This window comes from Microbacterium sp. WHRI 7836 (genome assembly GCF_040223885.2).
Classification (GTDB): domain Bacteria; phylum Actinomycetota; class Actinomycetes; order Actinomycetales; family Microbacteriaceae; genus Microbacterium; species Microbacterium oxydans.
Map to the genome: position 1 here is coordinate 3,223,081 of NZ_CP168171.1, position 20,866 is coordinate 3,243,946.

Genomic DNA, 20,866 nt, shown 5'->3' on the forward strand with positions numbered 1-20,866 from the left:
TCCGCGTCCGCTTCGCATGCGGCCGTTCTCGCCGCCCGGTGCGGCCCCGGAGCGGAGGAGCGCGGCCGGGCGGGGTGCGAATCATGCCGCACCGCCGAACGGCGCGGTCCTAAGCTGTTGCCGTGACCACGACCCCGCCCGACAGGACCTCCGCATCGCGCGGTGAGGCGGAGGTCACCGCCTCGAACGCGGGAGCCCGCGCGAAGGTGCTGGGGTGGGCGCGGCGCAGCATCGACCTCATCCCGACCTCGTGGTTGATCACCGGCGCGGGGGCGGCGCTGTTGGCGACCACCGCCCTGTTCGGCGGCCTCGAGGCCGCCGCGGTCGACCCGATCCCCGATCTCACGATCGGCGAGACGTTCTCCGGCTCCGAATTCGAGATGACCGTGGTGGGCGTCGAGCTGCGCGACGAGCGCGGAATGGCGGCGATCTATCCCGACGAGGAGAAGGGGGAGCGCCTGCTCGTCGTGACCGTGGACGTGGTGAACACCTTCTCGCAGCCGCGTGCTTCCGGATCACCCGCGAAGGTGTCTCCTCTCCTGGACGGCATCCGCATCGAAGGGCTCGATGCCAAGGGGGTGGTGTCGCGCGCCGACGACGGAAAGCTCGCGCCCACGCTCCAGCCCGACGTTCCGGCCCGTGTGCTGATCACCTGGGCCGTGGGACCGGACGACTTCCGCGACGGCGACGAGGTCTCGCTCACCCTCCCCGACTCCGACCACTACGTCGGGCAGAGCCTGATCCGCGGCGACTACTGGAACGATCCCCGCGTCGGCGCGACGCTGACGACCACGATCGAGGAGGTGAGCGCCGGATGAAGAAGCACGTGCTCGTCTGGCTGCTCACCACGGCGCTGCTCGCGTGCGCGTGGGTCCTCGTCAAGGTCACGCTCCCCGACGACGCTCCGGATGCCCCCTTCCCCGCGGTCGCGCAGATCGGCGAGGAGGCCGTCACACGCAACCTCGTCGCGACCGTGACCGATGTCCATCTCACGAATCGGGTCACCGATGCCGAGGGCTGGTCCGCCGAGGGCACCTGGCTCGTGATCGACCTCGACGCCGCGAGCGGGGTCACGCAGCGGTTGAGCACCCTCAGGCTCGCCGAGCTCACGATCGGCGAGCGCACGTTCAGCGCCACGGATCGCGGAACCACCTTCCTCGCTCAGCGTCTGGTCACCGCGGTTCCCCGCAGCGGCAGTCTGGCGTTCGAGCTCCCCGACGACGTCGTGGGTGACAGGGCCACCCTGCGCCTGGGCGTGCCGGGATCGGGCGGCTTCGAGGTGCTGCGCGACGGCGTGATCGACCTGCCGATCGACCTGGCGACTCTCCCCGTCGAGGCCGAGGTGCTCCTGGTCGAGAACGGGTGGGCGCGATGACGATCCCTCCTCCGCTCTTTCCTCCCGCCCCTCAGGAAGACCCCGCAGCCGCAGCTGTTCCGACGAAGCGCGATTCCTGGTGGCGGCGCAACACCGTCGCCCTGATCGCACTCGCCCTCCTCGTGCCCGCGACGGCGGCCGCCGTGGGTTGGCAGGAGTGGTACCAGTACTTCGGGTTCGGTGCCCGCGCGGTCGCCCCGGTGGTCGTGCCGGAAGACGAGACGACGGACCTCGCCGGCGCAGCCTGGGGCCCGATCCGCGGCGGGGAGATCGACGACGTCTCCGGCCTCGACGTACCGGAGAAGACGCGGCTGATCGCGGTCGCGGTGCCCGTGGACCCGGAGGCCGAGGGCGTCGGGTGCGAGGCTCCCGTGCTCGTGGAGCAGTCGACGGGGCGGGAGTGGAGTCCGGTGCGCGCCGAGATCGGACTCGACTGGAGCGCCGACGAGCCCGAGACGTGCCTCAGCGAGCAGGCGAGCCCTTACGAGTTGATCGTGCCGTTCGTGGTTCCTGCCGACGTGGAGGGCCCGTTTTGGGTCGACATCCGGCCCTATCGCGCCGGCGGCTCGTTCGTGAGGTTCGAGTTCGAACCCTGACCGCCGACGGCGTCACGAGGCGGCGCCGAGACCACAGCGGCTGCCACCGCATCGACCGACGAGGGCAGCAGTCCGGCCGCATCCGCGACGGCACGCATCTCCGCTTCCGCCTCCGTGGAGGCCGAGGCGTCCGGCCGCGCCTGCTGGCGACGTCGCAGCCGTCCGAGCGTGGCGTCGTAGGCGCCGCTGATCACGGCGATGCGGAGGGGTTCGATGAGCAGGAGCGGCACGAGGGAGACGAGCGGGGCCGCGACCGCCCAGAACACGTAGTCCTGCGGTCCGATCAGCCGGGTGACACCGAAGCCGAGGACCGATTCGAGCGCCTTCACCGCCACGTAGAGCAGCGCGTAGGAGGCGACCAGCAGGGGACCCGCTCGCCACATCAGCAGCAGGGCGCGACCGATCGGCCGGAAGCGCGCTCCCAGCTCGTCGCCGAGGTCGCGCAGCCGTCGCACCAGGGGGTTGGGGATCGCCTCCGTGTGCTGACGGAACCGCGAGACGAGTTCACTCTCGACGCGCAGCTTCTCGGCGACGATCGCCTGTCCGAAGACGACTCCGGCGATCGTGAGCCAGGCCAGCGGCGCCAGCAGCACGGGGCCCGCCTCGGAGAGGACCCAGCCGATCCCCTCCCACAGCCAGCGCAGGGGAGCCACGGCGTCGAGGATGCCCTCCCGCACCGTCTCGAGGTACGCCATCGCCGCGCGACTGTCGACCCAGGCCTTGATCGCGTCGAAGATGTCGCCGAGCACCATCACCGAGAAGAAGACCCAGACGACCTCGAAGTACACCGCCACCGGCGACAACCAGGCCGCGAGCTTCGGCGACCACTTCGACCACGCCCATCGACCGGCGAACGCGAGCACGATGATCGCGATGGTCCACACGTTGATCGGCAGGTTGAGCACGGTGTCGTCCGAGCTCACGGGCGGCTCGCCGTTCACGCTCGCCGTCCACACGATGCCGTTGCGCACCTCGAGAGCGCGGAGCGAGTAAGCCCGCACGTCCTCGCCGAGCAGCCCCTGCGCCCAGTACACCGCGAAGAACGGCAGGATGCCGGCGAGAAGGGCCGAGAGGAAAGTACGCCGACGCTCCACCGGCGACTCCGGCAGCGGTGCCACCTCCTGCAGGTTGCGCAGACCGTCGCGCAGCACGAGGAACATCGCCACCAGGCTCACCAGCCGGGCGAGGATCGCGATCGGCAGCACCAGGAAGCCCAACGTCGCCGACGAGGCTCCGATGAAGCCGGCGATCTCTGTGACCCCGTAGTGCACCAGGACGCCCGCGAGGTACCACGCCATCAGCGCAGGCCAGTGCCGCCACAGCACTCGCCCGGTCGTCGTCAGGATCGCCAGCACACGCCTAAGCTACCGCGCCGGTGCGGACGGAGAGAACGTTCCTCTGCCGCTCAACCCCCTAGGGGTTTTCGAACTCAGCCCCAGACGCTCAGCCCCAGACGCTCGGGGCCTTCGCCCGCACGGAAGGAAGCGCCGAGGCCGCTGCCCAGTCGTGCACCCAGGCGTCGATCTCCGGAACACCCTCCGGCTTGCCCACGGCCGCGAAAAGCTCCTCGTTGCTGACGGTCCCTCCGGTGCGTCGCAGCATCCTGGCCCGCACGATCGCCCGTGCGTAGACCTCGCCGTCCACGACGGCGCGGTGCTCCATGAAGAGCGCCTTGTCGTCGTGCCCGATGAAACGCGACTGCACCTCGAACCGCTGCCAGAGCTGCAGCGACTTGCGGAACGTGATCGTCTCGCTGGAGACGACCGCATACCAGCCCCGGTCCTTCATCGCATCGAACAGTCCGGTGCGGATGAGCAGGTCCCAGCGCCCGAGGTCGAACAACGACAGGTAGCGGCCGTTGTTCATATGGCGCAGGATGTCGATGTCGGTGGGCAGCGTGGTCAGGGTGATGCTGCCGACGGCGGTGGGGTCGAGGGCCTTCCCCCGTCGCACGCGGCGGCGAGCACCGAGGATCACCAGGAGGGTCCGCCAGATCACGTTCACGAGCATCGATCGTAGCCAGGAGTGCACGATCGGCGAACATCGTTGTGCGAAACCTCCATGACCGCGGGAAGGGTGTCATCGGACATCCCCTCGATTTCCCCTTCGCGGACGCCGCGCGTAGAGTCACGACCATGAGCGCCGAAGCCCAGCCTGAAGTCATCGTCCGTCCGGTCCGTGATGTGGATGCGGAAGCCCTCGGTCGCGTGCATGCGCAGTGCTGGCACGAGACCTACGACCACCTGATCAGCAAGGCGGCGCTGGAGAAGGTCTCGCCCCGCCGCATGGCCGAACTGTGGACGCACTGGGCCTCGCAGGGCCCCGAGTTCAAGATGAACGCCGCGCTGGTCGACGGGGAGATCGTGGGCTTCGTCGGCTCCGGCCCCGCCCGCGACAAGGACGCTCCGGCGTTCCGCGAGCTCTACTTCATCTACCTGCTCGACGCCTATCACTCCACCGGCATCGGCCAGAAGCTGTTCGACGCCGCCGTGGAGAAGGACGAGCCGCTGTACCTGTGGGTCGCCGAGGACAACCCTCGCGCGCACCGGTTCTACACCCGCAACGGATTCCACCTCGACGGCGCATCGCACACCGAGCCGTTCCTGGGCGAGACGCTGACCGAAGTGCGCTTCGTCCGCCCCTGACCCTCCGAGCACGTGCAGAGCGGGCCGTCTCCCCCGGGAGGCGGCCCGCTCTGTCGTCACCGCGGGATCAGGGGCGTCAGAGCCGTTCGACGATGGTCACGTTCGCGACCCCGCCGCCCTCGCACATGGCCTGCAGACCGTAGCGTCCGCCCGTGCGTTCGAGCTCGTTGAGCATCGTGGTCATCAGCCTGGTCCCGGTCGCGCCGATGGGGTGACCGAGCGCGATGGCTCCGCCGTTGACGTTCACCCTCTCGTGCGGAGCATCGAGCTCGCGCATCCAGGCGAGCACCACGGGAGCGAAGGCCTCGTTCACCTCGAACAGGTCGATGTCGGAGACCCGCATCTCCGCGCGCTCCAGCGCGAGCTTCGTGGCGGGGATCGGAGCGGTGAGCATGAGGATCGGACTGTCGCCGCGCACCGTCATCTGATGGATGCGGGCACGGGGCGAGAGCCCGTGGTCACGTACGGCCTGCCCGCTGGCGATGAGCACGGCGCTGGACGCATCGCTGATCTGCGACGACACGGCGGCGGTGATCCGTCCACCCTCCCGCAGCGGCGCGAGCCCCGCCATCCGCTCCAGCGTGGTGTCGCGGCGCACACCCTCGTCGTGGTCGAGACCGTTCAGCGGAGCGATCTCACGGATGAAGCGACCCTCGTCCTGCGCCAGGGCGGCTCGACGATGGCTCTCCAGGGCGAACCGCTCCATCTCCTCGCGGGAGATGTCCCACTTCTCAGCGATCAGCTCGGCACCGGCGAACTGCGAGATCTCCTGATCGCCGTAGCGGTCGGTCCACGCGGGCGACTGCGCGTACGGCGTGGTGAAGCCGTAGGACTCCCCCACGGTGGCCGCGGCGGTCAACGGCACCTGCGACATGTTCTGCAGTCCGCCCGCGATCACGAGGTCGCTCGTGCCGCTCATCACGGCCTGCGCCGCGAAGTGCACGGCCTGCTGGCTCGACCCGCACTGCCGGTCGATGGTCACCCCGGGAACGTGCTCGGGGAATCCGGCGGCGAGCAGGGCCGTCCTGGCCACGTTGCCGGATTGGCCGCCGATCGCGTCGATGACGCCCAGGATCACGTCGTCCACCGCACCGGGGTCGATCCCCGTCCGGTCGACGAGCGCCCGAAGGCTGTGGGCGCCGAGGTCCACAGGGTGGACCTCGGCGAGCGATCCGCCGCGCCTGCCGACCGGCGAACGGACCGCGTCGACGATGTATGCCTCAGCCATGATCGCGCCTCTCCTCCAGTCCCTCGGGACTCTCTAGGCCGGGAACACCAGCCGGAACCGCTCGCAGACCACCGGCATGTCCGGTTCGTAGCCGCGCGGGTTCTCGGAGTGGGTGCGCCAGTAGCGTTCGTGCACCTCGCGCCAGTGCGTCAGCGTGCGGTCGCCCTCCCCCTCGGCGAAGGCATGGGCCTCGTCGACCTCGTCGAACGGCGTGATGTCGATCGTCGTGGTCTCGATCACAGCCCGCGGGGCGCCGGTGCCGTCCAGGATGATGCTGAGCTCGCCCACAGCGGGGAGAGGGTCGCCGGTCGCGTCGTAATCCCAGAGGGACGACGCGGTGCCGACCTTGATGCCGTCGAGCACGAGTGCCAGCAACTCGTCGGCGTGCTCGGGCGTCGCCCCGAACCCCCAGGCGTCCGGCCGCGTCTCCGGGAGGTGAGGCAGGGCGGTCCGCACGGTGCGCCAGTATTCGGCGATGACCTCGTCGCTCATCTGCTCACCGACCCGAGACCTTGCCGAACACCTTGGCGATGGGGGCGAGCACGAGCGGACGCGCAGCCGCCCATCCGATTGCGATCACCACGAGCGACAGGATGAACACCCAGAATCCGGTCCACGTCACCGCGTCCTGCGACGCGAACATGTGGTTCAGGTTGCGCAGGAACCCGGTCAACATGACGAGCGCCACGTGCGCGATGATGAACGCCACGAAGTACAGCATGATCGGGAAGTGCAGCGCCCGCGCCCACTCGACCGGGTACGCCTTCGACAGCTTCTCGGCCTTCTTCGGCCACAGCCCCGACATGCGGAAGCCGGTGATCGCGGCGAGCGGCGCCGCGATGAACACGGTGGCGAAGTAGGCGAGCTGCTGCAGGCTGTTGTAGTTGTTCCAGCCGTTCTCGTGCGGCCAATCGAACGAGATGTACTGCAGGGCCGCCGAGAGGGCGTTCGGGAACACCTCCCAGCTGGTCGGGACGATGCGCACCCAGTGCCCCGTGACGAACAGCAGCACGACGAAGATCACGCCGTTGACGAGCCACAGGATGTCGAGCGACTGGTGGAACCACAGGTTGAGGCTGATCTTGCCCTTCGCGTTGTTGCGAGGGGTCCAGAAGACCGTCGGGCGCTTCTCGGTGCGCACCTGCAACCCCGAGCGGATGATCAGCACCATCAGGAACATGTTGAAGAAGTGCTGCCACCCGATCCACGGGGCGAATCCCGGCTCGACGGCGATCCCGGGCTCGTACTCGCCGGGGAAGGCCGCCAGGAAGTCCTGCATGAACGGGAAGCTCAGGAGCGTGCGCACGAACGCGATGGCGGCTCCGGCGAGCACCCCGAGCGCAGCGGCTCCGAACAGCACGCCGATCACCTGGGTCCACGTCGGGCGCGGGCGGCCGGTCGTCGGGGCCGACGTCTGTGGGAGGCGTCGGGGCGCTCGTCCGTTCCACACGGTCTGCGTCCACGGGAGCGGAGTCGAGACGTCGGCGAGCACGGACGACGGTCCGGTCGCAACGGCAGGAGTCGCGGCAGCCGCGACGGGAACGACTGCGGCCGGCACGACGGACTCGGGCGCGACGGGCTCGGGCGCGACGGGCTCGGCTGGGGCGGCAGCAGAGAGGGGAACAGTGTCGGCGGGCGGCCACGGGTCTCCGCCGGCGACACGAGGCAAGCCGCGTCGGACACCGGTGCCGTCGGCCGTGGCCACCGCGACGGGGGCGGAGGTCTCTGCCGCAGAGATGTCCGCTGTGGCGGTCGACGCCGCGGGCGCTGGCACGGATGCTGACGCAGCCGGCACGGGGTCCGACACCGCCGACCCCGGAGAGGGAGCGGGTACTGCCGCAGCGGGTTCGGGCACCTCGGCGGGAGAAGTGGGAGCGGTCGGCGACGTCGACGGCGGCCAAGGCTCCCCGCCCGGCACACGCGGCAGACCGCGACGGATCCGCGCTGCCCCACCGGCCGTTGCCGGAGCGGCCGCTGCAACAGCAGCCGTCACGGTCGCCGGCGATGCCGGGCCGCCGGGGCCGGTGGCCCGGACAGGCACGTCGACGTCCGAAGACACCGCGACCTCCGGAATTGTCGCGGGCTCGTCGGGCGCCGCGCTCGTCACCGCGTCCGCCGCCCGATCATCCACCGTGGCATCCTCCGCCACCGCATCAGCGGGAGGCCAGGGATCTCCTCCAGGCACGCGCGGCAGACCGCGTCGCAGCATCCGCGTCGCCATGGCTACTTCTTCCGTGCCTCGAGTGCCGCGATCACCTGTGGGACCACGGTGAACACATCGCCGACGATGCCGAAGTCCGCGACGTCGAAGATCGGCGCATCCGCGTCCTTGTTGATGGCGATGATGTTCTTCGATGTCTGCATGCCCGCGCGGTGCTGGATCGCTCCGGATATGCCGAGTGCGACATACAGCTGCGGCGACACCGAGACGCCGGTCTGTCCGACCTGATGGGACTGCGGGATGTAGCCCGCGTCGACGGCCGCGCGCGAGGCACCGACGGCCGCGCCGAGCGCGTCGGCGAGCTCTTCGACGAGCACGAACTTCTCCTTCGACGCGAGACCTCGGCCACCGGAGACCACCTTCGTGGCTCCCCGCAGCTCGGGACGGGAGGAGGCGACCTCCACCGCCTCGACCGGGCCCGCCGTGGCCGCGACGGCCCCGGACGGAGTGACATCGAGCACCTCGACCGAGTGCGATGCGACGGCTTCGGCGCGCGCGTCGACAGCTCCCTGACGCACCGTGATCACCGGAGTCCCGAACGTGGGAGCCGAATCGACCAGGTACGCCCCGCCGTAGACCGAGTGGTGGGCCACGACGCCTTCGTCATCGCGCGAGACCCCGACGGCATCGACCGACAGCGCACTCTTCGTGCGCACCGCGAAGCGCCCGGCGACGTCGCGGCCGGAGATCGAGTTCGAGATGAGGACGGCATCGGGTCGCACCTGGGCTGCGGCTGCCTGCAGTGCGTCGACGATCGGCACCGTGAGCGCAGCCGGGTCCCCGTCGGCGGTCAGCACCACGGATGCCCCCGCCGCCGCTGCCTGATCCACGGCCGCAGGACCGCCGCCGACGATCAGGGCCACCGGCGAACCGATCGTGGAGGCGGCGCCGATGAGGGCGGCCGTGCTGGTCGCGACGTAACCGGAGGGGTCGATGTCGACGAGGACGAGGATCGGGTTCTCGGAAGAGGTCATCTCACACCAGCCTGTTCTGCACGAGGTAGTCGACGAGCTTGTCGGCGGCGTCGCCCTCGTCGATGATCTTCACTCCGGCCGCGCGCGGGGGCTTCTCCGCCACCGCGGTCATGATGGTGCGCGGGGCGACGGACGGATCGGCCGAGACGTCGAGGTCGGCGAGGGAGAGCACCTCGAGCGGCTTCTTCTTCGCCGCCATGATGCCCTTGAAGTTCGGGAAGCGTGCGTCGGGGAGCGCCTCGGTGATGGAGATCACGGCGGGCAGCGGCGCCGAGACCGGCTGGCTCCCGGCGTCGGCGCCTCGCACTCCGGAGATGCCGTCGGGGGCGATCTCGACCGAGGTGAGAGCGGTGGCCTGGGCGAATCCGAGGTGCTCGGCCAGCATCGCGGGGATCACTCCACCGGAGCCGTCCGTCGACAGGTTGCCGGTGATGACGAGGTCGGGAGCGCCGCGGCGGATGGCCGCGGCCAGCACCTCGGCGGTGAGTCCGAGATCGGCGCCGGTGAGCTGCTCATCGGCGATGTGCACGGCGGATCCGGCACCGATCGCGAGAGCCCTGCGCACGGACGCGGTCGAGCTCTCCGGAGCCATCGAGACCGCGACCACCTCGGTGCCGTCGTTCTTGTCGGCGTAGCTGAGCGCGACCTCGAGGGCCCGCTCAGTGATCTCGTCGAGCACGACGTCGCCCGCCGCGCGATCGGCGAGTCCGGTCTCGAGATTCAGCTTGCGATCGCCATAGGTGTCCGGCACCTCTTTGACCAGGACGAAGATCTTCATCGATTGCTCCTCACGACTCCTGCAATTCTAGACCGCGATACTGAGTACCAACCGACTTGCGACTGAGACTCAGCGCTGACCGGGGCTGAGATGTGCCGAGATCGAGTGCGTCGCGCGCCGTCGCCGCGCCCCGCACTCCCGCCACTACCGTAGAGAGATGGCCAGACCCCGTCCGCTCCCCATCGATCCGCTCGCCGAGGCGAAGCGGCAGTGGCTCGCGCACGGATGGACGGAGGCCGCCGACGGCATGGCCCTGGTCACCTCGGTCATGCGGGCCCAGCAGCTGCTGCTCGCACGCGTCGACGCGGCGCTCAAGCCGTTCGCCCTGAGCTTCGCCCGCTACGAGGTGCTGCGACTGCTCGCGTTCAGCCGCGCGGGCAGCCTTCCGCTGTCCAGCGTGGTCGCCCGCCTCCAGGTGCATCCGACCACGGTCACGAGCACGGCTGAGCGTCTGGTCCGCGATGGTCTGATCGCGCGTGAGCCGCACCCGCACGACGGACGCGCCGCACTCCTCGTGCTGACCGAATCCGGTCGGGAACTCGTGGAGCGCGCCACCCGGGCTCTCAACGCCGACGTCTTCGCCGAGCCCGGCCTGAGCCGCGACGACGCGGCGGAGCTCGTGGCGATCGTGGCCCGGCTGCGCAAGGACGCCGGTGACTTCGCCGACCCGCGTCCGCAGCCCGAAGCGCTCTGACGTGCCGCGGTTCGCGCTCGAGACGGTCATCGGCGCGACGCCCGCCGAGGTGTTCGCCGCCTCGCTCGACCCCGAACTGCACGTGAAGAGCATGGCCCGATTCGGCGAGACGATGGTCGAGGCGCCGGCGGGCGGCGTCTTCACCGAGGGGACGACGGCGACCTGGCGAGCACGCCACTTCGGCATCCCGTTCCGACTGCGCTCGCTGGTGTTCGACGTCGATCCGCCGCACGGGTTCTCGGATCGGCAGATCGCCGGGCCGTTCGCCGCGTTTTTGCACGAGCACCGCTTCGAGGAGCATCCGGACGGCACGCTCATGCGCGACACCGTGACGTTCCGGTCACCGTTCGGTCCGCTCGGTCGGCTGGTCGACGCGTTGGTCCTCGGCAGGTACATGCGCCGCCTGATCTCCGAGCGCAACGCCATTCTCGCCGCCGAGTTCGGGGAGCCCGGGCGTACTCTTTCGGCATGAGCGAACTGCGCCTGCACACCGTCCTCACCGGCCGCGGCCCCGCGGCGGCCATCCTGCTCACCGACGATCAGGTCGCGTCCCTGGGTGCGGGCAAGGCGTTCCCCGTGGCCGTGACGATCGGTGGGCGCACCGCGCGTTTGCGCTTGGCACGCATGGGCAGCGAGAACATGATCGGCTTCAGCAAGGCCGTCCGCGCCGACCTGGGGCTCGACATCGGCCAGGAGATCGACGCCGTGATCAGAGTGGATGCGGCCGAGCGCACGGTCGACGTTCCGCCCGAGCTCGCCGCCGCGTTGGACGCCGACCCCGCACTGCGCTCCGCCTTCGACGCCCTGTCGTACTCGGTGCGCAAGGAGCACGCGCGAAGTGTGGCCGAGGCGAAGCAGGAGGCGACGCGCGAACGCCGGATCACGAAGATCGTCGACGCACTCCGCAGCTGACGGCGTGACGAACTCCGCAGAAGTACTCATCGGGCACCACGCAGAGCGCCGCTTCCGGCATGGCGTCCTCAGTTCTGCGGAGTCGTTCACGAGCGGTCAGCGGTTCTGGAAGTCCGGTGACCGCTTCTCCCGGAAGGCCGACATGCCCTCCTTCTGATCCGCGGTGTCGAACAGCGCGGCGAACGCCTGCTTCTCGTGCGCGAGCCCTTCGGCGAGGGTCGTCTCCATCGCCGCGTCCAGCGCGGCCTTGGCGGCGAACACGGACGGGAGCGACTTCGAGGCGATGGTGTCGGCGAGTTTCGTCGCCTCGGTCAGGAGCTCCGCGGTCGGCACGACACGGGACACGAGGCCGGAGCGCTCGGCCTCCTCCGCCCCCATGAACCGGCCGGAGAGCACGAGCTCGGCTGCTTTGTAGTAGCCGACTGCACGGATCAGACGCTGCGTGCCACCCATGCCGGGGATCACGCCGAGATTGATCTCGGGCTGCCCGAACTTGGCGTTGTCGGCCGCGAGGATGATGTCGCACATCATGGCCAACTCGCACCCGCCGCCCAGCGCGAACCCGGAGACGGCCGCGATCACGGGGGTGCGCACCGCGGCGAACTCATGCCACACACCGAAGTGATCGGTCTCGAGCATCTGCGCCGCCGACATGCCCTCCATCTCCTTGATGTCGGCACCCGCGGCGAACGCCTTCTCCGACCCGGTGACCACGATCGCGCCGACGCCCTCGTCCGCATCGAAAGCGAGCGCGGCGGCGGTCACCTCCTCGGCGATTCTGCTGTTCAAAGCATTCAGCGCTTCCGGCCGGTTCAGGGTGATCCACCCCACCCGTCCGCGCTGCTCGACCAGGATCGTCTCGTACTCGGTCATGTCGCCCTCTCCGTCGTGGTTGCGTTCCACCTTCACCCCTGCGTTCGAATCGCGCAAATGGTGGCTCCCAGGTGCCCGATGGAACCATTCGCGCGATTCGAACGGCCGTCATCACACGCGGTCGTCGCGGATGTCGGTGATGATGCCGGAGAAGTCGCGGCTCGCCCCGTCTCCGGCAGCGAACGCGGCGTAGATCTCCTGGGCGAGTCGGCCCATCCGCGCATCCGTCGACGTCTGCTCGATCGCCTGCAGCGCGAGACCGAGGTCCTTCGCCATCAATGCACCGGCGAATCCGGGCTGGTAGTCGCGGTTCGCCGGGCTCGTGGGCACCGGTCCGGGCACGGGGCAGTTCGTCGTGATCGACCAGCACTGCCCTGACGCCTGGGACACGACGTCGAAGAGCGCCTGGTGCTCGAGCCCGAGGCGCTCCCCCAGCACGAATGCCTCCGCGACGGCGATCTGCGAGACCGCGAGCACCATGTTGTTGCAGACCTTGGCCGCCTGTCCGAGCCCAGATCCGCCGCAGTGCACGATGCGCTTTCCCATCACCTCGAGGAGCGGAAGTGCCGCGGCGAAGTCCTCGTCCGACCCGCCCACCATGAACGCGAGAGTGCCGTTCTCCGCGCCGACCACTCCCCCGGACACCGGGGCATCGACGTTGCGGTGTCCGGCGGCGAGAGCGAGCGCGTGCGCGGCACGGGCCTCGTCGACCGCGATGGTGGACGACTCGATGAACAGCGTGCCGGGTCGCGCAGCCGCGAGCAGCTCGGTGCGATACGCCTCGATCACGTGCTTCCCGGCGGGGAACATCGTGATGACGACATCCGCCTCCGCCACGGCCTCCGCCCCGCTCGCCGCCACCGCGATGCCGGCCGCCCGCGCTGCCTCGATCGCCGCCGGAACCAGGTCGAAGCCGTGCACCTCATGACCGGCGGCGACGAGGTTCTTCGCCATCGGCAGTCCCATGTGCCCGAGTCCGAGGAAGGCCACGGCCGCTTTCGACGACGACCCGGTCATGATGCGCTCCGCATCTGATCTCCGCCACGCTGCACGGACGCCGAGCCCGCCGGTCGCAGCATCTCGCGTCCGACGATCAGACGCATGATCTCGTTCGTTCCTTCCAGGATCTGGTGCACCCGCAGGTCGCGGACCACCTTCTCGATCCCGTAGTCCTGCAGGTAGCCGTAGCCGCCGTGCAGCTGCAGGGCGCGATTGGCGACGTCGAATCCGGCATCGGTCGCGAACCGCTTGGCCATGGCGCAACGCATCGTCGCGTCCGGCGCGTGCTCGTCGACCGCCTGCGCGCCATCGCGCACCATGAGGCGTGCGGCGTGCAGGTCGGTGCGCATGTCGGCGATCGCGAACAGGATCGACTGCTTCTCGGCGAGCGGTTCGCCGAACGCCATCCGCTCGTGGACGTACTGCACAGCCTTGTCGAGCGCCCATTGCGCCCCGCCCAGCGAGCACGCGGCGATGTTGAGCCGACCGCCGTTGAGCGCGGACATCGCGATCGCGAACCCGCGTCCCTCGTCGCCGAGCATGGCGGATGCCGGGACTCGGACGCCGTCGAGGATCACCTGTCGGGTGGGCTGCGCATGCCACCCCATCTTCTTCTCCGGTGCGCCGAAGCTGAGGGATTCGGAGTCTCCCGGCACGAGGAACGCGCTGATACCGCGTGCTCCCGGTTCTCCCGTGCGCGCCATCACGACGTAGACGGCGGCCTCGCCCGCACCGGAGATGAACTGCTTCACTCCCGTGAGCACGTAATCGTCGCCGTCGCGGACCGCACTCGTCGCGACGTTGGCCGCATCAGACCCCACCCCCGGCTCTGTGAGGCAGTAGCCGCCGAACTCCGACATCGCGGTGAGCTGCGGCAGCCACGTCGCGCGCTGGCTGTCATCACCGTAGGTGTCGATCATCCACACGACCATGTTGTGGATGGAGATGTACGCCGCGACCGCCGGGTCACCCTTCGCGAGCTCCTCGAAGATCGCGACGGTGTCGAGCCGACTGAGTCCACTGCCCCCGAACTCCTCGTCGACGTAGATACCGCCGAGCCCGAGCTCTCCTGCACGGTTCAGCGACTCCCGGGGGAACAGGTGCTTCTCGTCGCGTTCCGCGGCGTAGGGGGCGAGCTCGGTCTCGGCGAACTCGCGGACGGCGCCGATGATCGCCTCGCGCTCCTCGGCGGTGGTGGTGACGGTGGTCATGGTCATCGCTTTTCCTTAGAAGTTGGGTCCCTGAGCTTGTCGAAGGGTCAGTGCATCGTGGGGATGACGAAGCTGGCGCCGTCGCGGATGCCTGCCGCGGGCCAGCGACTCGTCACCGTCTTGGTCTTCGTGTAGAAGCGGAAGGCATCGGTGCCGTGCTGGTTGAGGTCGCCGAAGCCGCTGCGCTTCCACCCGCCGAACGTGTAATAGGCGATCGGCACGGGGATCGGCACGTTCACCCCGACCATCCCGACCTCGACGCGGGCGGCGAAGTCACGAGCCGCGTCGCCGTCGCGCGTGAAGATGGCGACCCCGTTGCCGTACTCGTGCTCCGAGGCCATGCGCAGCGCCTCCTCGTAGTCGGCGGCGCGGGCGATCACGAGCACAGGGCCGAAGATCTCCGCGCGGTAGATCGCCATGTCGGTGGTGACGTGGTCGAACAGGGTCGGTCCGAGATAGAACCCCTCTTCGTGCCCTTCGACCGTGAAGCCGCGACCGTCGGCGAGCAGCGTCGCACCCTCGTCGATCCCCTGCTGGATGTAGCCTTCCACCCGTTCGACGGCCGCCCGCGTGACCAGAGGTCCGTAGTCGACGTCCGCGGCGAGGGAAGGCCCCACCCGCAGCTGGGCGACACGTTCGGTGAGCTTCGCGGCGAGGGCGTCTGCGGTCTCCTGCCCCACCGGTACGGCGACCGAGATGGCCATGCAGCGTTCGCCCGCCGAGCCGTAGCCGGAGCCGATCAGCGCGTCGACGGCCTGGTCGAGGTCGGCATCCGGCATCACGATCATGTGGTTCTTGGCACCGCCGAAGCACTGTGCGCGCTTGCCGTGGGCTGCGGCCGTCGCGTAGATGTACTCCGCGATGGGCGTGGACCCGACGAAGCCGACCGCGCGGATGCGGTCGTCGGTGAGCAGCGTGTCGACCGCCTCCTTGTCGCCGTGCACCACGTTGAGGACGCCGGCGGGCAGGCCCGCCTCGAGGAAGAGTTCGGCGATGCGCACCGGCACGGAAGGGTCACGCTCGCTGGGCTTGAGCACGACCGCATTGCCGGCGGCGAGCGCGGGGCCGGCCTTCCACAGCGGGATCATGGCGGGGAAGTTGAAGGGCGTGATCGCGGCGACGACCCCGAGCGGCTGCCGCATCGAGTACACGTCGATGCCGGTTCCGGCGCCGGTGGAGTACTCGCCCTTGAGGAGGTGCGGAGCACCGGCGGCGAACTCGATGACTTCGAGCCCCCGCTGGATGTCGCCCTTCGCGTCGTCGACCGTCTTGCCGTGCTCGCTCGCGAGGAGTTCGGCCAGAGACGTCATCTCACGTTGCACCAGGTCGAGGAAGCGCAGCAGCACGCGGGCGCGCTTCTGCGGGTTGGTCGCTGCCCACGCCACCTGCGCCTCTTCGGCGTTCGCGATCACGCGGCGCACCTCGTCGGCCGATGCGAGCGGAACCCTGGCCTGCACAGCGCCCGTGCTCGGATCGAACACGTCGGCGAAGCGACCCGAATCGGGAGTGAGAAGCGATCCGCCCACGAAGTGCGGGATAGTACGAGTCATTGTGTGACATCCCTCCGTGCCGCCGTTGGCACATTGGGGAGTTTACTCGGAGGACCGGACATTTACTAGGACATCCTTGTATCTTCCGGATCGACCTCGCCCTCGGCAGTGTTGGGTGTTCGCATCGCGTTCACCGTCCGGCCATCTCGCCCGGGTAGAACTGCAGGTGCGCGGACAGAGACTCAGACCGGATCGGGTGTCACGTCTACCGCGCGCACGGTGAGCGCTCTTGCTCCCGTCGCGGCTCCCACGCCGCGAGACCCCCGCCGAATCGGGTCGGCGGGGGTCTCTCTGTGCACGGGCGGATCCGGCCGGGAACCTCCCGCAACCGAATTAGAATCGACCAAGCGCCGTCACCCTGGCGCATCCGCTCCGGCGCCCCGACCCCTGGCGCCCGTTCCCGAGGACCGCACCATGTCCGAACCCCTCACCGTGTCCATCCGCCGCGAAGTCGACCCCGAGCGCATCGTCGAGGCGACCGCCTGGGTGCAGACGGGGGTGAACCTCGCGACGAAGTATCCGGGCTTCCTCGGCTCAGGCTGGGTGCGCGCCGGCGAAGACTCGCAGGTCTGGCACATGCTCTACCGCTTCGCGAGCGAGGATTCGCTCACCGCGTGGGAGCAGTCGGCCGAGCGGGCATGGTGGCTGTCGATGGGCGAAGGTTTCGTGCGCAGCGAGCGCTCCAAGCGCCGCACCGGGATCGAGGGCTGGTTCGACGAGCCGACCACCGGGACGATCACGCTTCCGTCCTCCGACGGCACCACCGAGACGGTCACTGTCGCACCCGCCCCGCCGCGCTGGAAGCAGGCGACCTCGATCTGGCTGGGCTTCTTCCCCGTCAACCTCGCCTTCACCTACGCGATGAGCCCGGTTCCGGGATGGAACGAACTGCCGATCTGGTTGCGGGTGCTCGTCACCACGCTCGTGCTCACGCCGATCATGGCGTACTGGGTTCTCCCGTTCGTCACCCGGTCGCTGCGGAGCTGGCTCGCCCGCTGACCGCGCGCTCGGCGTCGTGCTCCTGAGCGACCGCGAGCATCGGTTTTCCACGCCCGCCGCTCCCGCGCCACGCGGGCACCGGCCGGTACGGTGAGCCCATGCGATCGACACCCCGCGCCCTCCGCATCGCTCTCGCCACCGTCGCGGCGCTCAACCTCCTGTCGGCTCTGATCGGAATGGTCGGGTTGACGGTCGGCGGCGGGATGGGACTGCCGCCCGAATGGCTCGACGGCAGCATCTTCGACTCCTACGTCTGGCCGGGGATCATCCTGGGCGTCGTCGTCGGCGGCGTGCAGGCGCTGGCTCTCGTCGCGCAGTTCGGCCGATTCGGCGTCGCGTGGGCGATGCACGCGGCGGCCGGGCTGACGATGATGATCTGGATCTTCGTCGAGATCGCCATGATGCTCGTCTGGTCGCCGCTGCACGGCATCTTCTTCGCGACCGGCCTGATCCAGACCGTGCTGGCGGTGCTCGCGCTGGGCGCCTGGCCCCGACCCTTCTTCGCGCGGGACAGCCGGACGCACTGATGGCTGTCCCCGCGACGAAGGACGACCTGCTCACGGCGATCCGGACGGAGTACGCGCGCTTGTGCGCCGACCTGGATCGGGTGCCGACGGACTCCGCCCGCGAACTCGTGCTGCCCGGTCATGTCAAGGACACCATGATGAGTCCGGCGGACCTTCTCGCTTATCTGATCGGCTGGAACGAGCAGGTGCTCACCTGGCACGAGCGTCGCGCCGCCGGGCTCCCCGACGAGCTGCCGGCGGCAGGTTTCGGCTGGAACGACCTCGGGGCTTTGGCTCAGCACTTCTCCCGCGACCACGAGAACGCGTCCTGGGTGGAGCTGCGTGCACGCCTCGACGACGCAGAGCAGCGGATCGAAGCCCTCGTCCTGAGTCGCTCGGACCAGGAGCTCTACGGCGCCCCGTGGTACCGCACCTGGACGATGGGGCGCATGATCTCGCTCAACACCTCATCCCCCTACCGGAACGCGCGTGGTCGCATCCGCCGCTGGCTCCGGGCCCGCTGAGCGCCGGCTCAGGTCCCCTTCCCCGGCGAGACCCCCTCGTCGGGCGAATCCACGAGCGAGAGCGGATCCGCAATGTCCTCCAGCGACTTGCCGGCGGCGCTGACCCCGAAGACTCCGCAGACGATGCCGCCGAACATCATGATCGACGCGCCGAGCACATAGCCCCAGAAGAGCGGACCGCGGTCGCCGCTCTCGGCGCTCTGCCCGATCAAGGCACCGTAGAGCACCGGAGCGATCGCGCCGACCAGCTGACCGATCGAGAAGATGTACGAGATGACCTGGCTGCGCAGCTCCAGCGGGAAGATCTCGCTGACCGTCAGATAGGCGGCGGATGCTCCGGCCGACGCGAAGAAGAACGACGCGCACCAGAACGCCGTGTGCGTCGCGGCGTTCAGCACCCCGGCGTTGAACAGGAAGGCGCTGACCAGCAGGATCAGACCGGCGAGCATGTAGGTGCCGAACAGCATGCGACGGCGACCCCAGGTGTCGAAGAAGTGCCCGAGGATGAGCGCCCCGGCGAGGTTCCCGACGGCGAACACGATGAAGTACTGCGACGCCGAAGCGGGCGGGGTGTCGTAGAAGTTCTCCAGCACCAGCGCGTACGTGAAGAAGATGGCGTTGTAGAGGAAGGACTGCGTCACCATCATCGTGATGCCCACCAGCGTGCGCCGCGGGTACTTCTTGAACAGCACCTTCGCGATCACGAGGAACGGCACGCGGCCGTACTCCTTGACCGTGATGGCCTTGCTCTCGTCGACGGGTGGGATCGTCTTGCCCTCCTTGCGGATGCGCTCCTCGATCTCGTCGACATTGCGCTCCGCCGCCTCTTCGCGTCCGTGCGTCATCTGCCAGCGCGGGCTCTCCGGGATGTGCCGGCGCATGTAGATGAGCAGCAGTCCGAGGAGGGGTCCGAGGAAGAAGCTGAGCCGCCACCCGATGTCCTCGGGAAGGATGTCGGTGTTCAGGAAGAACACGTTGGCCACGGCACCGAGCGCCGCACCACCCCAGTAGGTGCCGTTGATCGCGATGTCGACACGTCCGCGGTAGCGCGCCGGGATGATCTCGTCGATCGCCGAGTTGATGGCCGCGTACTCGCCGCCGATACCGGCGCCGGCCACGAAGCGCCAGATGTAGAAGAACCACGGCGCGAAGGCGAGCCCTGCGACCGCGGAGCCCACGAGGTACACGGCAAGGGAGACGAGGAAGAGCTTCTTGCGTCCCAGGCGATCGGTGAGGCGTCCGAAGAAGAGGGCACCGAAGACCTGACCGAGCAGGTAGCACGTGCCGGCGAGCCCCACCTCGGCCGGGCCCATGCCGAGGGTCGCGGCGTATCCGTTCGCGGCGACGATCTGCACCTCGAGGCCGTCGAGGATCCACGAGAACCCGAGCCCGACGACGATCAACCAGTGGAATCGCGACCACGGCAGCCGGTCCATACGTGCGGGGACGAGTGACCTGACCTCCTTGACGGCGGCATCGGATGCGGACATGGACCCTCCTTCGTGCGCGGGGCGGAAGCACCCCGGCATCTGTCTTACTCCGAGGAGGAATTCGGTGCACCGCCTTGACCGCGGGGATCCCACCGCGCTAAGCACGACGAAAAGACCCCGATGCGGTCGACGCATCAGGGCCTTTCGTCGATCGGGTCAGGCGGAGATGTGCCGCTCGTCCGGTCCGTCGTAGAAGGACAGCGGACGGATCAGCGCGTTCGATCCCGCCTGTTCGATCACGTGCGCGGTCCACCCCGTCACCCGGGCCGCGACGAACAGCGGCGTGAAGGTGAGGGTGTCGAAGCCGATCAGGTTGTACGCGGGACCAGAGGGGTAGTCGAGGTTCGGGTAGATGCCCTTGCGGGCGACGAACTCCGACTCGAGCGCGTCGTACAGAGCCGCGACCTCCGGGCGGTCGTAGTGCTCCACCAGGGTGTCGAGCGCGGCCTTCATGGTCGGCACGCGGGAGTCGCCCCTCTTGTAGACGCGGTGCCCGAAGCCCATGATCTTGCGCTTCTCCGCGAGGGCCTTGTCGAGCCAGGACTCCACCGCGTCCGCCGACCCGATCTCGTCGAAGATGTGCAGCACGGCCTCGTTGGCCCCTCCGTGCAGCGGACCCTTGAGTGCACCGATGGCACCGACGACGGCCGAGTAGATGTCACTCAGCGTCGAGGTGATCACCCGCGCGGTGAAGGTCGAAGCGTTGAAGGAGTGCTCGGCGTAGAGGATCATCGACCGGTTGAAGGCGTCGACCACGACGTCGTCCGCCTCCTCCCCGAAGGTCATCCAGAGGAAGTTCGCCGAGTAGTCGAGGTCGTCGCGCGGGGCGATGAGCTCCTGGCCACGACGACGACGCTGACCGTACGCGACGATGGCCGGCAGCGCGGCGAACAGCCGGATGCTGCGCTCGAGGTTCTGCTCCGGGCTGCCGCCCGCATCGAGCACCGAACCCCCGGCGCCGGGATCGGACGCGCCGATCAGGCTGACCGCGGTGCGCACCTCGTCCATCGGATGCGCCTCGAGCGGCACCAGGTCGATCGCCGCCTTCACGTTGTCGGCGAGCGCGCGGTGCTTCCGCTCCTCCAGCCGGAACGCGGCGAGTTCTTCGGGGGTCGGCAGCTCGCCGTTCCACAGCAGATACGCCACCGCCTCGAAGGGCTGGGTGTCCGCCAGCTCCTGCACCGGGTAGCCGCGGTACAGCAGGCTGTTCGTCTCGGGGTTGACCTTCGAGATCGCGGTCGTGTCGACGACGACGCCCGCAAGGCCCTTCTTGATGTCCGGCTCGGTCATG

Annotated in this window: 23 protein-coding genes; 10 read left to right on the forward strand and 13 right to left on the reverse strand. The window is 69.1% G+C overall.

Translation table 11 applies throughout. The annotated features are described in order from the left end of the window. Nucleotides 1-122 precede the first annotated feature (122 nt). Genes ABRP18_RS15610 through ABRP18_RS15620 form a run of 3 tightly spaced genes read left to right on the forward strand, consistent with a single transcriptional unit; the run spans nt 123 to nt 1,971 of the window. Nucleotides 123-818, forward strand: a complete 696-nt coding sequence (locus ABRP18_RS15610) for a hypothetical protein (protein ID WP_113681820.1) — start codon at nt 123-125, stop codon at nt 816-818. Continuing rightward, complete coding sequence (locus ABRP18_RS15615) at nt 815-1,375, forward strand: hypothetical protein (RefSeq protein ID WP_061017035.1); 561 nt, start codon at nt 815-817, stop codon at nt 1,373-1,375. The genes ABRP18_RS15610 and ABRP18_RS15615 overlap by 4 nt, the downstream gene beginning before the upstream one ends. Continuing rightward, on the forward strand, nt 1,372-1,971 hold the full coding sequence (locus tag ABRP18_RS15620) for a hypothetical protein (RefSeq protein WP_147251399.1): 600 nt from the start codon (nt 1,372-1,374) through the stop codon (nt 1,969-1,971). Before ABRP18_RS15615 ends, ABRP18_RS15620 begins: the two co-directional genes overlap by 4 nt. On the opposite strand, the gene ABRP18_RS15625 is transcribed toward ABRP18_RS15620, so the two are convergent. Together ABRP18_RS15625 and ABRP18_RS15630 are read right to left on the reverse strand one after the other, a co-directional pair. Then, nucleotides 1,926-3,326 (reverse strand): hypothetical protein, encoded by a 1,401-nt coding sequence (locus ABRP18_RS15625; protein ID WP_127012709.1) that lies wholly within the window; start codon nt 3,324-3,326, stop codon nt 1,926-1,928. The genes ABRP18_RS15620 and ABRP18_RS15625 overlap by 46 nt on opposite strands. A gap of 88 nt (nt 3,327-3,414) precedes the next feature. Then, complete coding sequence (locus tag ABRP18_RS15630; protein WP_349885367.1) at nt 3,415-3,975, reverse strand: acyl-CoA thioesterase; 561 nt, start codon at nt 3,973-3,975, stop codon at nt 3,415-3,417. Between the two features lie 131 nt (nt 3,976-4,106). Between ABRP18_RS15630 and ABRP18_RS15635 the strand changes: the two genes are divergently transcribed. Next, nucleotides 4,107-4,616 carry a GNAT family N-acetyltransferase gene (locus ABRP18_RS15635; protein ID WP_045264712.1) on the forward strand — a complete coding sequence of 170 codons (510 nt, stop codon included), beginning with the start codon at nt 4,107-4,109 and terminating at the stop codon, nt 4,614-4,616. Nucleotides 4,617-4,692: 76 nt separating this feature from the next. On the opposite strand, the gene ABRP18_RS15640 is transcribed toward ABRP18_RS15635, so the two are convergent. The 5 genes from ABRP18_RS15640 to ABRP18_RS15660 all read right to left on the reverse strand — a co-directional run bounded on the left by ABRP18_RS15640 (nt 4,693) and on the right by ABRP18_RS15660 (nt 9,817). Further along, on the reverse strand, nt 4,693-5,844 hold the full coding sequence (locus tag ABRP18_RS15640; RefSeq protein ID WP_349884985.1) for an acetyl-CoA C-acetyltransferase: 1,152 nt from the start codon (nt 5,842-5,844) through the stop codon (nt 4,693-4,695). A 33-nt stretch (nt 5,845-5,877) separates the two neighbouring features. Beyond that, entirely contained in the window at nt 5,878-6,336 is a 459-nt protein-coding gene (locus ABRP18_RS15645) for an ASCH domain-containing protein (protein WP_193761273.1), read from the reverse strand. Nucleotides 6,337-6,340: 4 nt separating this feature from the next. After that, complete coding sequence (locus ABRP18_RS15650; RefSeq protein ID WP_374168948.1) at nt 6,341-7,903, reverse strand: cytochrome b/b6 domain-containing protein; 1,563 nt, start codon at nt 7,901-7,903, stop codon at nt 6,341-6,343. A 164-nt stretch (nt 7,904-8,067) separates the two neighbouring features. Further along, a complete protein-coding gene (locus tag ABRP18_RS15655) occupies nt 8,068-9,039 on the reverse strand; it encodes an electron transfer flavoprotein subunit alpha/FixB family protein (RefSeq protein WP_058632938.1) in 972 nt (323 codons plus the stop codon). A 1-nt stretch (nt 9,040) separates the two neighbouring features. Then, complete coding sequence (locus ABRP18_RS15660; protein WP_058632939.1) at nt 9,041-9,817, reverse strand: electron transfer flavoprotein subunit beta/FixA family protein; 777 nt, start codon at nt 9,815-9,817, stop codon at nt 9,041-9,043. 157 nt (nt 9,818-9,974) lie between these two features. Between ABRP18_RS15660 and ABRP18_RS15665 the strand changes: the two genes are divergently transcribed. Genes ABRP18_RS15665 through ABRP18_RS15675 form a run of 3 tightly spaced genes read left to right on the forward strand, consistent with a single transcriptional unit; the run spans nt 9,975 to nt 11,423 of the window. Continuing rightward, entirely contained in the window at nt 9,975-10,511 is a 537-nt protein-coding gene (locus ABRP18_RS15665) for a MarR family winged helix-turn-helix transcriptional regulator (RefSeq protein ID WP_045264412.1), read from the forward strand. Continuing rightward, the gene (locus tag ABRP18_RS15670) at nt 10,471-10,983 is read left to right on the forward strand and encodes an SRPBCC family protein (protein ID WP_349884986.1); all 513 of its coding nucleotides are present in this window, start codon (nt 10,471-10,473) and stop codon (nt 10,981-10,983) included. Before ABRP18_RS15665 ends, ABRP18_RS15670 begins: the two co-directional genes overlap by 41 nt. Next, nucleotides 10,980-11,423 carry a YdeI/OmpD-associated family protein gene (locus tag ABRP18_RS15675; protein ID WP_061017017.1) on the forward strand — a complete coding sequence of 148 codons (444 nt, stop codon included), beginning with the start codon at nt 10,980-10,982 and terminating at the stop codon, nt 11,421-11,423. The genes ABRP18_RS15670 and ABRP18_RS15675 overlap by 4 nt, the downstream gene beginning before the upstream one ends. Before the next feature lie 96 nt (nt 11,424-11,519). Here the strand turns inward: ABRP18_RS15675 and ABRP18_RS15680 are convergent, their stop codons facing one another. The 4 genes from ABRP18_RS15680 to ABRP18_RS15695 all read right to left on the reverse strand — a co-directional run bounded on the left by ABRP18_RS15680 (nt 11,520) and on the right by ABRP18_RS15695 (nt 16,056). Further along, the gene (locus ABRP18_RS15680; protein WP_046747679.1) at nt 11,520-12,296 is read right to left on the reverse strand and encodes an enoyl-CoA hydratase-related protein; all 777 of its coding nucleotides are present in this window, start codon (nt 12,294-12,296) and stop codon (nt 11,520-11,522) included. A 111-nt stretch (nt 12,297-12,407) separates the two neighbouring features. Further along, nucleotides 12,408-13,313: a 3-hydroxyisobutyrate dehydrogenase gene (gene mmsB / locus ABRP18_RS15685; protein WP_113680572.1), complete on the reverse strand. Its 906-nt coding sequence runs from the start codon at nt 13,311-13,313 to the stop codon at nt 12,408-12,410. After that, nucleotides 13,310-14,512 (reverse strand): acyl-CoA dehydrogenase family protein, encoded by a 1,203-nt coding sequence (locus tag ABRP18_RS15690; protein WP_046747550.1) that lies wholly within the window; start codon nt 14,510-14,512, stop codon nt 13,310-13,312. Before ABRP18_RS15690 ends, mmsB begins: the two co-directional genes overlap by 4 nt. A gap of 41 nt (nt 14,513-14,553) precedes the next feature. Further along, nucleotides 14,554-16,056, reverse strand: coding sequence for a CoA-acylating methylmalonate-semialdehyde dehydrogenase (locus ABRP18_RS15695; RefSeq protein ID WP_349884987.1), 1,503 nt, complete (start codon nt 16,054-16,056; stop codon nt 14,554-14,556). Nucleotides 16,057-16,470: 414 nt separating this feature from the next. Between ABRP18_RS15695 and ABRP18_RS15700 the strand changes: the two genes are divergently transcribed. The 3 genes from ABRP18_RS15700 to ABRP18_RS15710 all read left to right on the forward strand — a co-directional run bounded on the left by ABRP18_RS15700 (nt 16,471) and on the right by ABRP18_RS15710 (nt 18,085). Beyond that, nucleotides 16,471-17,055 (forward strand): antibiotic biosynthesis monooxygenase, encoded by a 585-nt coding sequence (locus ABRP18_RS15700; protein ID WP_046747548.1) that lies wholly within the window; start codon nt 16,471-16,473, stop codon nt 17,053-17,055. Nucleotides 17,056-17,153: 98 nt separating this feature from the next. After that, complete coding sequence (locus tag ABRP18_RS15705; RefSeq protein ID WP_211368704.1) at nt 17,154-17,582, forward strand: hypothetical protein; 429 nt, start codon at nt 17,154-17,156, stop codon at nt 17,580-17,582. Next, nucleotides 17,582-18,085: a ClbS/DfsB family four-helix bundle protein gene (locus tag ABRP18_RS15710; protein ID WP_113680576.1), complete on the forward strand. Its 504-nt coding sequence runs from the start codon at nt 17,582-17,584 to the stop codon at nt 18,083-18,085. The genes ABRP18_RS15705 and ABRP18_RS15710 overlap by 1 nt, the downstream gene beginning before the upstream one ends. A gap of 8 nt (nt 18,086-18,093) precedes the next feature. On the opposite strand, the gene ABRP18_RS15715 is transcribed toward ABRP18_RS15710, so the two are convergent. Then, nucleotides 18,094-19,575, reverse strand: coding sequence for an MFS transporter (locus tag ABRP18_RS15715; RefSeq protein WP_141368455.1), 1,482 nt, complete (start codon nt 19,573-19,575; stop codon nt 18,094-18,096). Nucleotides 19,576-19,731: 156 nt separating this feature from the next. Then, nucleotides 19,732-20,865, reverse strand: coding sequence for a bifunctional 2-methylcitrate synthase/citrate synthase (locus ABRP18_RS15720; protein WP_141368453.1), 1,134 nt, complete (start codon nt 20,863-20,865; stop codon nt 19,732-19,734). Nucleotide 20,866: the final 1 nt, after the last annotated feature.

What these genes read in the sequence shown, in the direction of transcription:
- ABRP18_RS15615 (WP_061017035.1), top strand. Translation starts at nt 815, where the DNA reads ATGAAGAAGCACGTGCTCGTCTGGCTGCTCACCACGGCGCTGCTCGCG.
- ABRP18_RS15620 (WP_147251399.1), top strand. Translation starts at nt 1,372, where the DNA reads ATGACGATCCCTCCTCCGCTCTTTCCTCCCGCCCCTCAGGAAGACCCC.
- ABRP18_RS15635 (WP_045264712.1), top strand. Translation starts at nt 4,107, where the DNA reads ATGAGCGCCGAAGCCCAGCCTGAAGTCATCGTCCGTCCGGTCCGTGAT.
- ABRP18_RS15640 (WP_349884985.1), bottom strand. Translation starts at nt 5,844, where the DNA reads ATGGCTGAGGCATACATCGTCGACGCGGTCCGTTCGCCGGTCGGCAGG.
- ABRP18_RS15645 (WP_193761273.1), bottom strand. Translation starts at nt 6,336, where the DNA reads ATGAGCGACGAGGTCATCGCCGAATACTGGCGCACCGTGCGGACCGCC.
- ABRP18_RS15655 (WP_058632938.1), bottom strand. Translation starts at nt 9,039, where the DNA reads ATGACCTCTTCCGAGAACCCGATCCTCGTCCTCGTCGACATCGACCCC.
- ABRP18_RS15660 (WP_058632939.1), bottom strand. Translation starts at nt 9,817, where the DNA reads ATGAAGATCTTCGTCCTGGTCAAAGAGGTGCCGGACACCTATGGCGAT.
- ABRP18_RS15665 (WP_045264412.1), top strand. Translation starts at nt 9,975, where the DNA reads ATGGCCAGACCCCGTCCGCTCCCCATCGATCCGCTCGCCGAGGCGAAG.
- ABRP18_RS15675 (WP_061017017.1), top strand. Translation starts at nt 10,980, where the DNA reads ATGAGCGAACTGCGCCTGCACACCGTCCTCACCGGCCGCGGCCCCGCG.
- ABRP18_RS15680 (WP_046747679.1), bottom strand. Translation starts at nt 12,296, where the DNA reads ATGACCGAGTACGAGACGATCCTGGTCGAGCAGCGCGGACGGGTGGGG.
- mmsB (WP_113680572.1), bottom strand. Translation starts at nt 13,313, where the DNA reads ATGACCGGGTCGTCGTCGAAAGCGGCCGTGGCCTTCCTCGGACTCGGG.
- ABRP18_RS15690 (WP_046747550.1), bottom strand. Translation starts at nt 14,512, where the DNA reads ATGACCATGACCACCGTCACCACCACCGCCGAGGAGCGCGAGGCGATC.
- ABRP18_RS15695 (WP_349884987.1), bottom strand. Translation starts at nt 16,056, where the DNA reads ATGACTCGTACTATCCCGCACTTCGTGGGCGGATCGCTTCTCACTCCC.
- ABRP18_RS15700 (WP_046747548.1), top strand. Translation starts at nt 16,471, where the DNA reads ATGTCCGAACCCCTCACCGTGTCCATCCGCCGCGAAGTCGACCCCGAG.
- ABRP18_RS15705 (WP_211368704.1), top strand. Translation starts at nt 17,154, where the DNA reads ATGCGATCGACACCCCGCGCCCTCCGCATCGCTCTCGCCACCGTCGCG.
- ABRP18_RS15710 (WP_113680576.1), top strand. Translation starts at nt 17,582, where the DNA reads ATGGCTGTCCCCGCGACGAAGGACGACCTGCTCACGGCGATCCGGACG.
- ABRP18_RS15715 (WP_141368455.1), bottom strand. Translation starts at nt 19,575, where the DNA reads ATGTCCGCATCCGATGCCGCCGTCAAGGAGGTCAGGTCACTCGTCCCC.
- ABRP18_RS15720 (WP_141368453.1), bottom strand. Translation starts at nt 20,865, where the DNA reads ATGACCGAGCCGGACATCAAGAAGGGCCTTGCGGGCGTCGTCGTCGAC.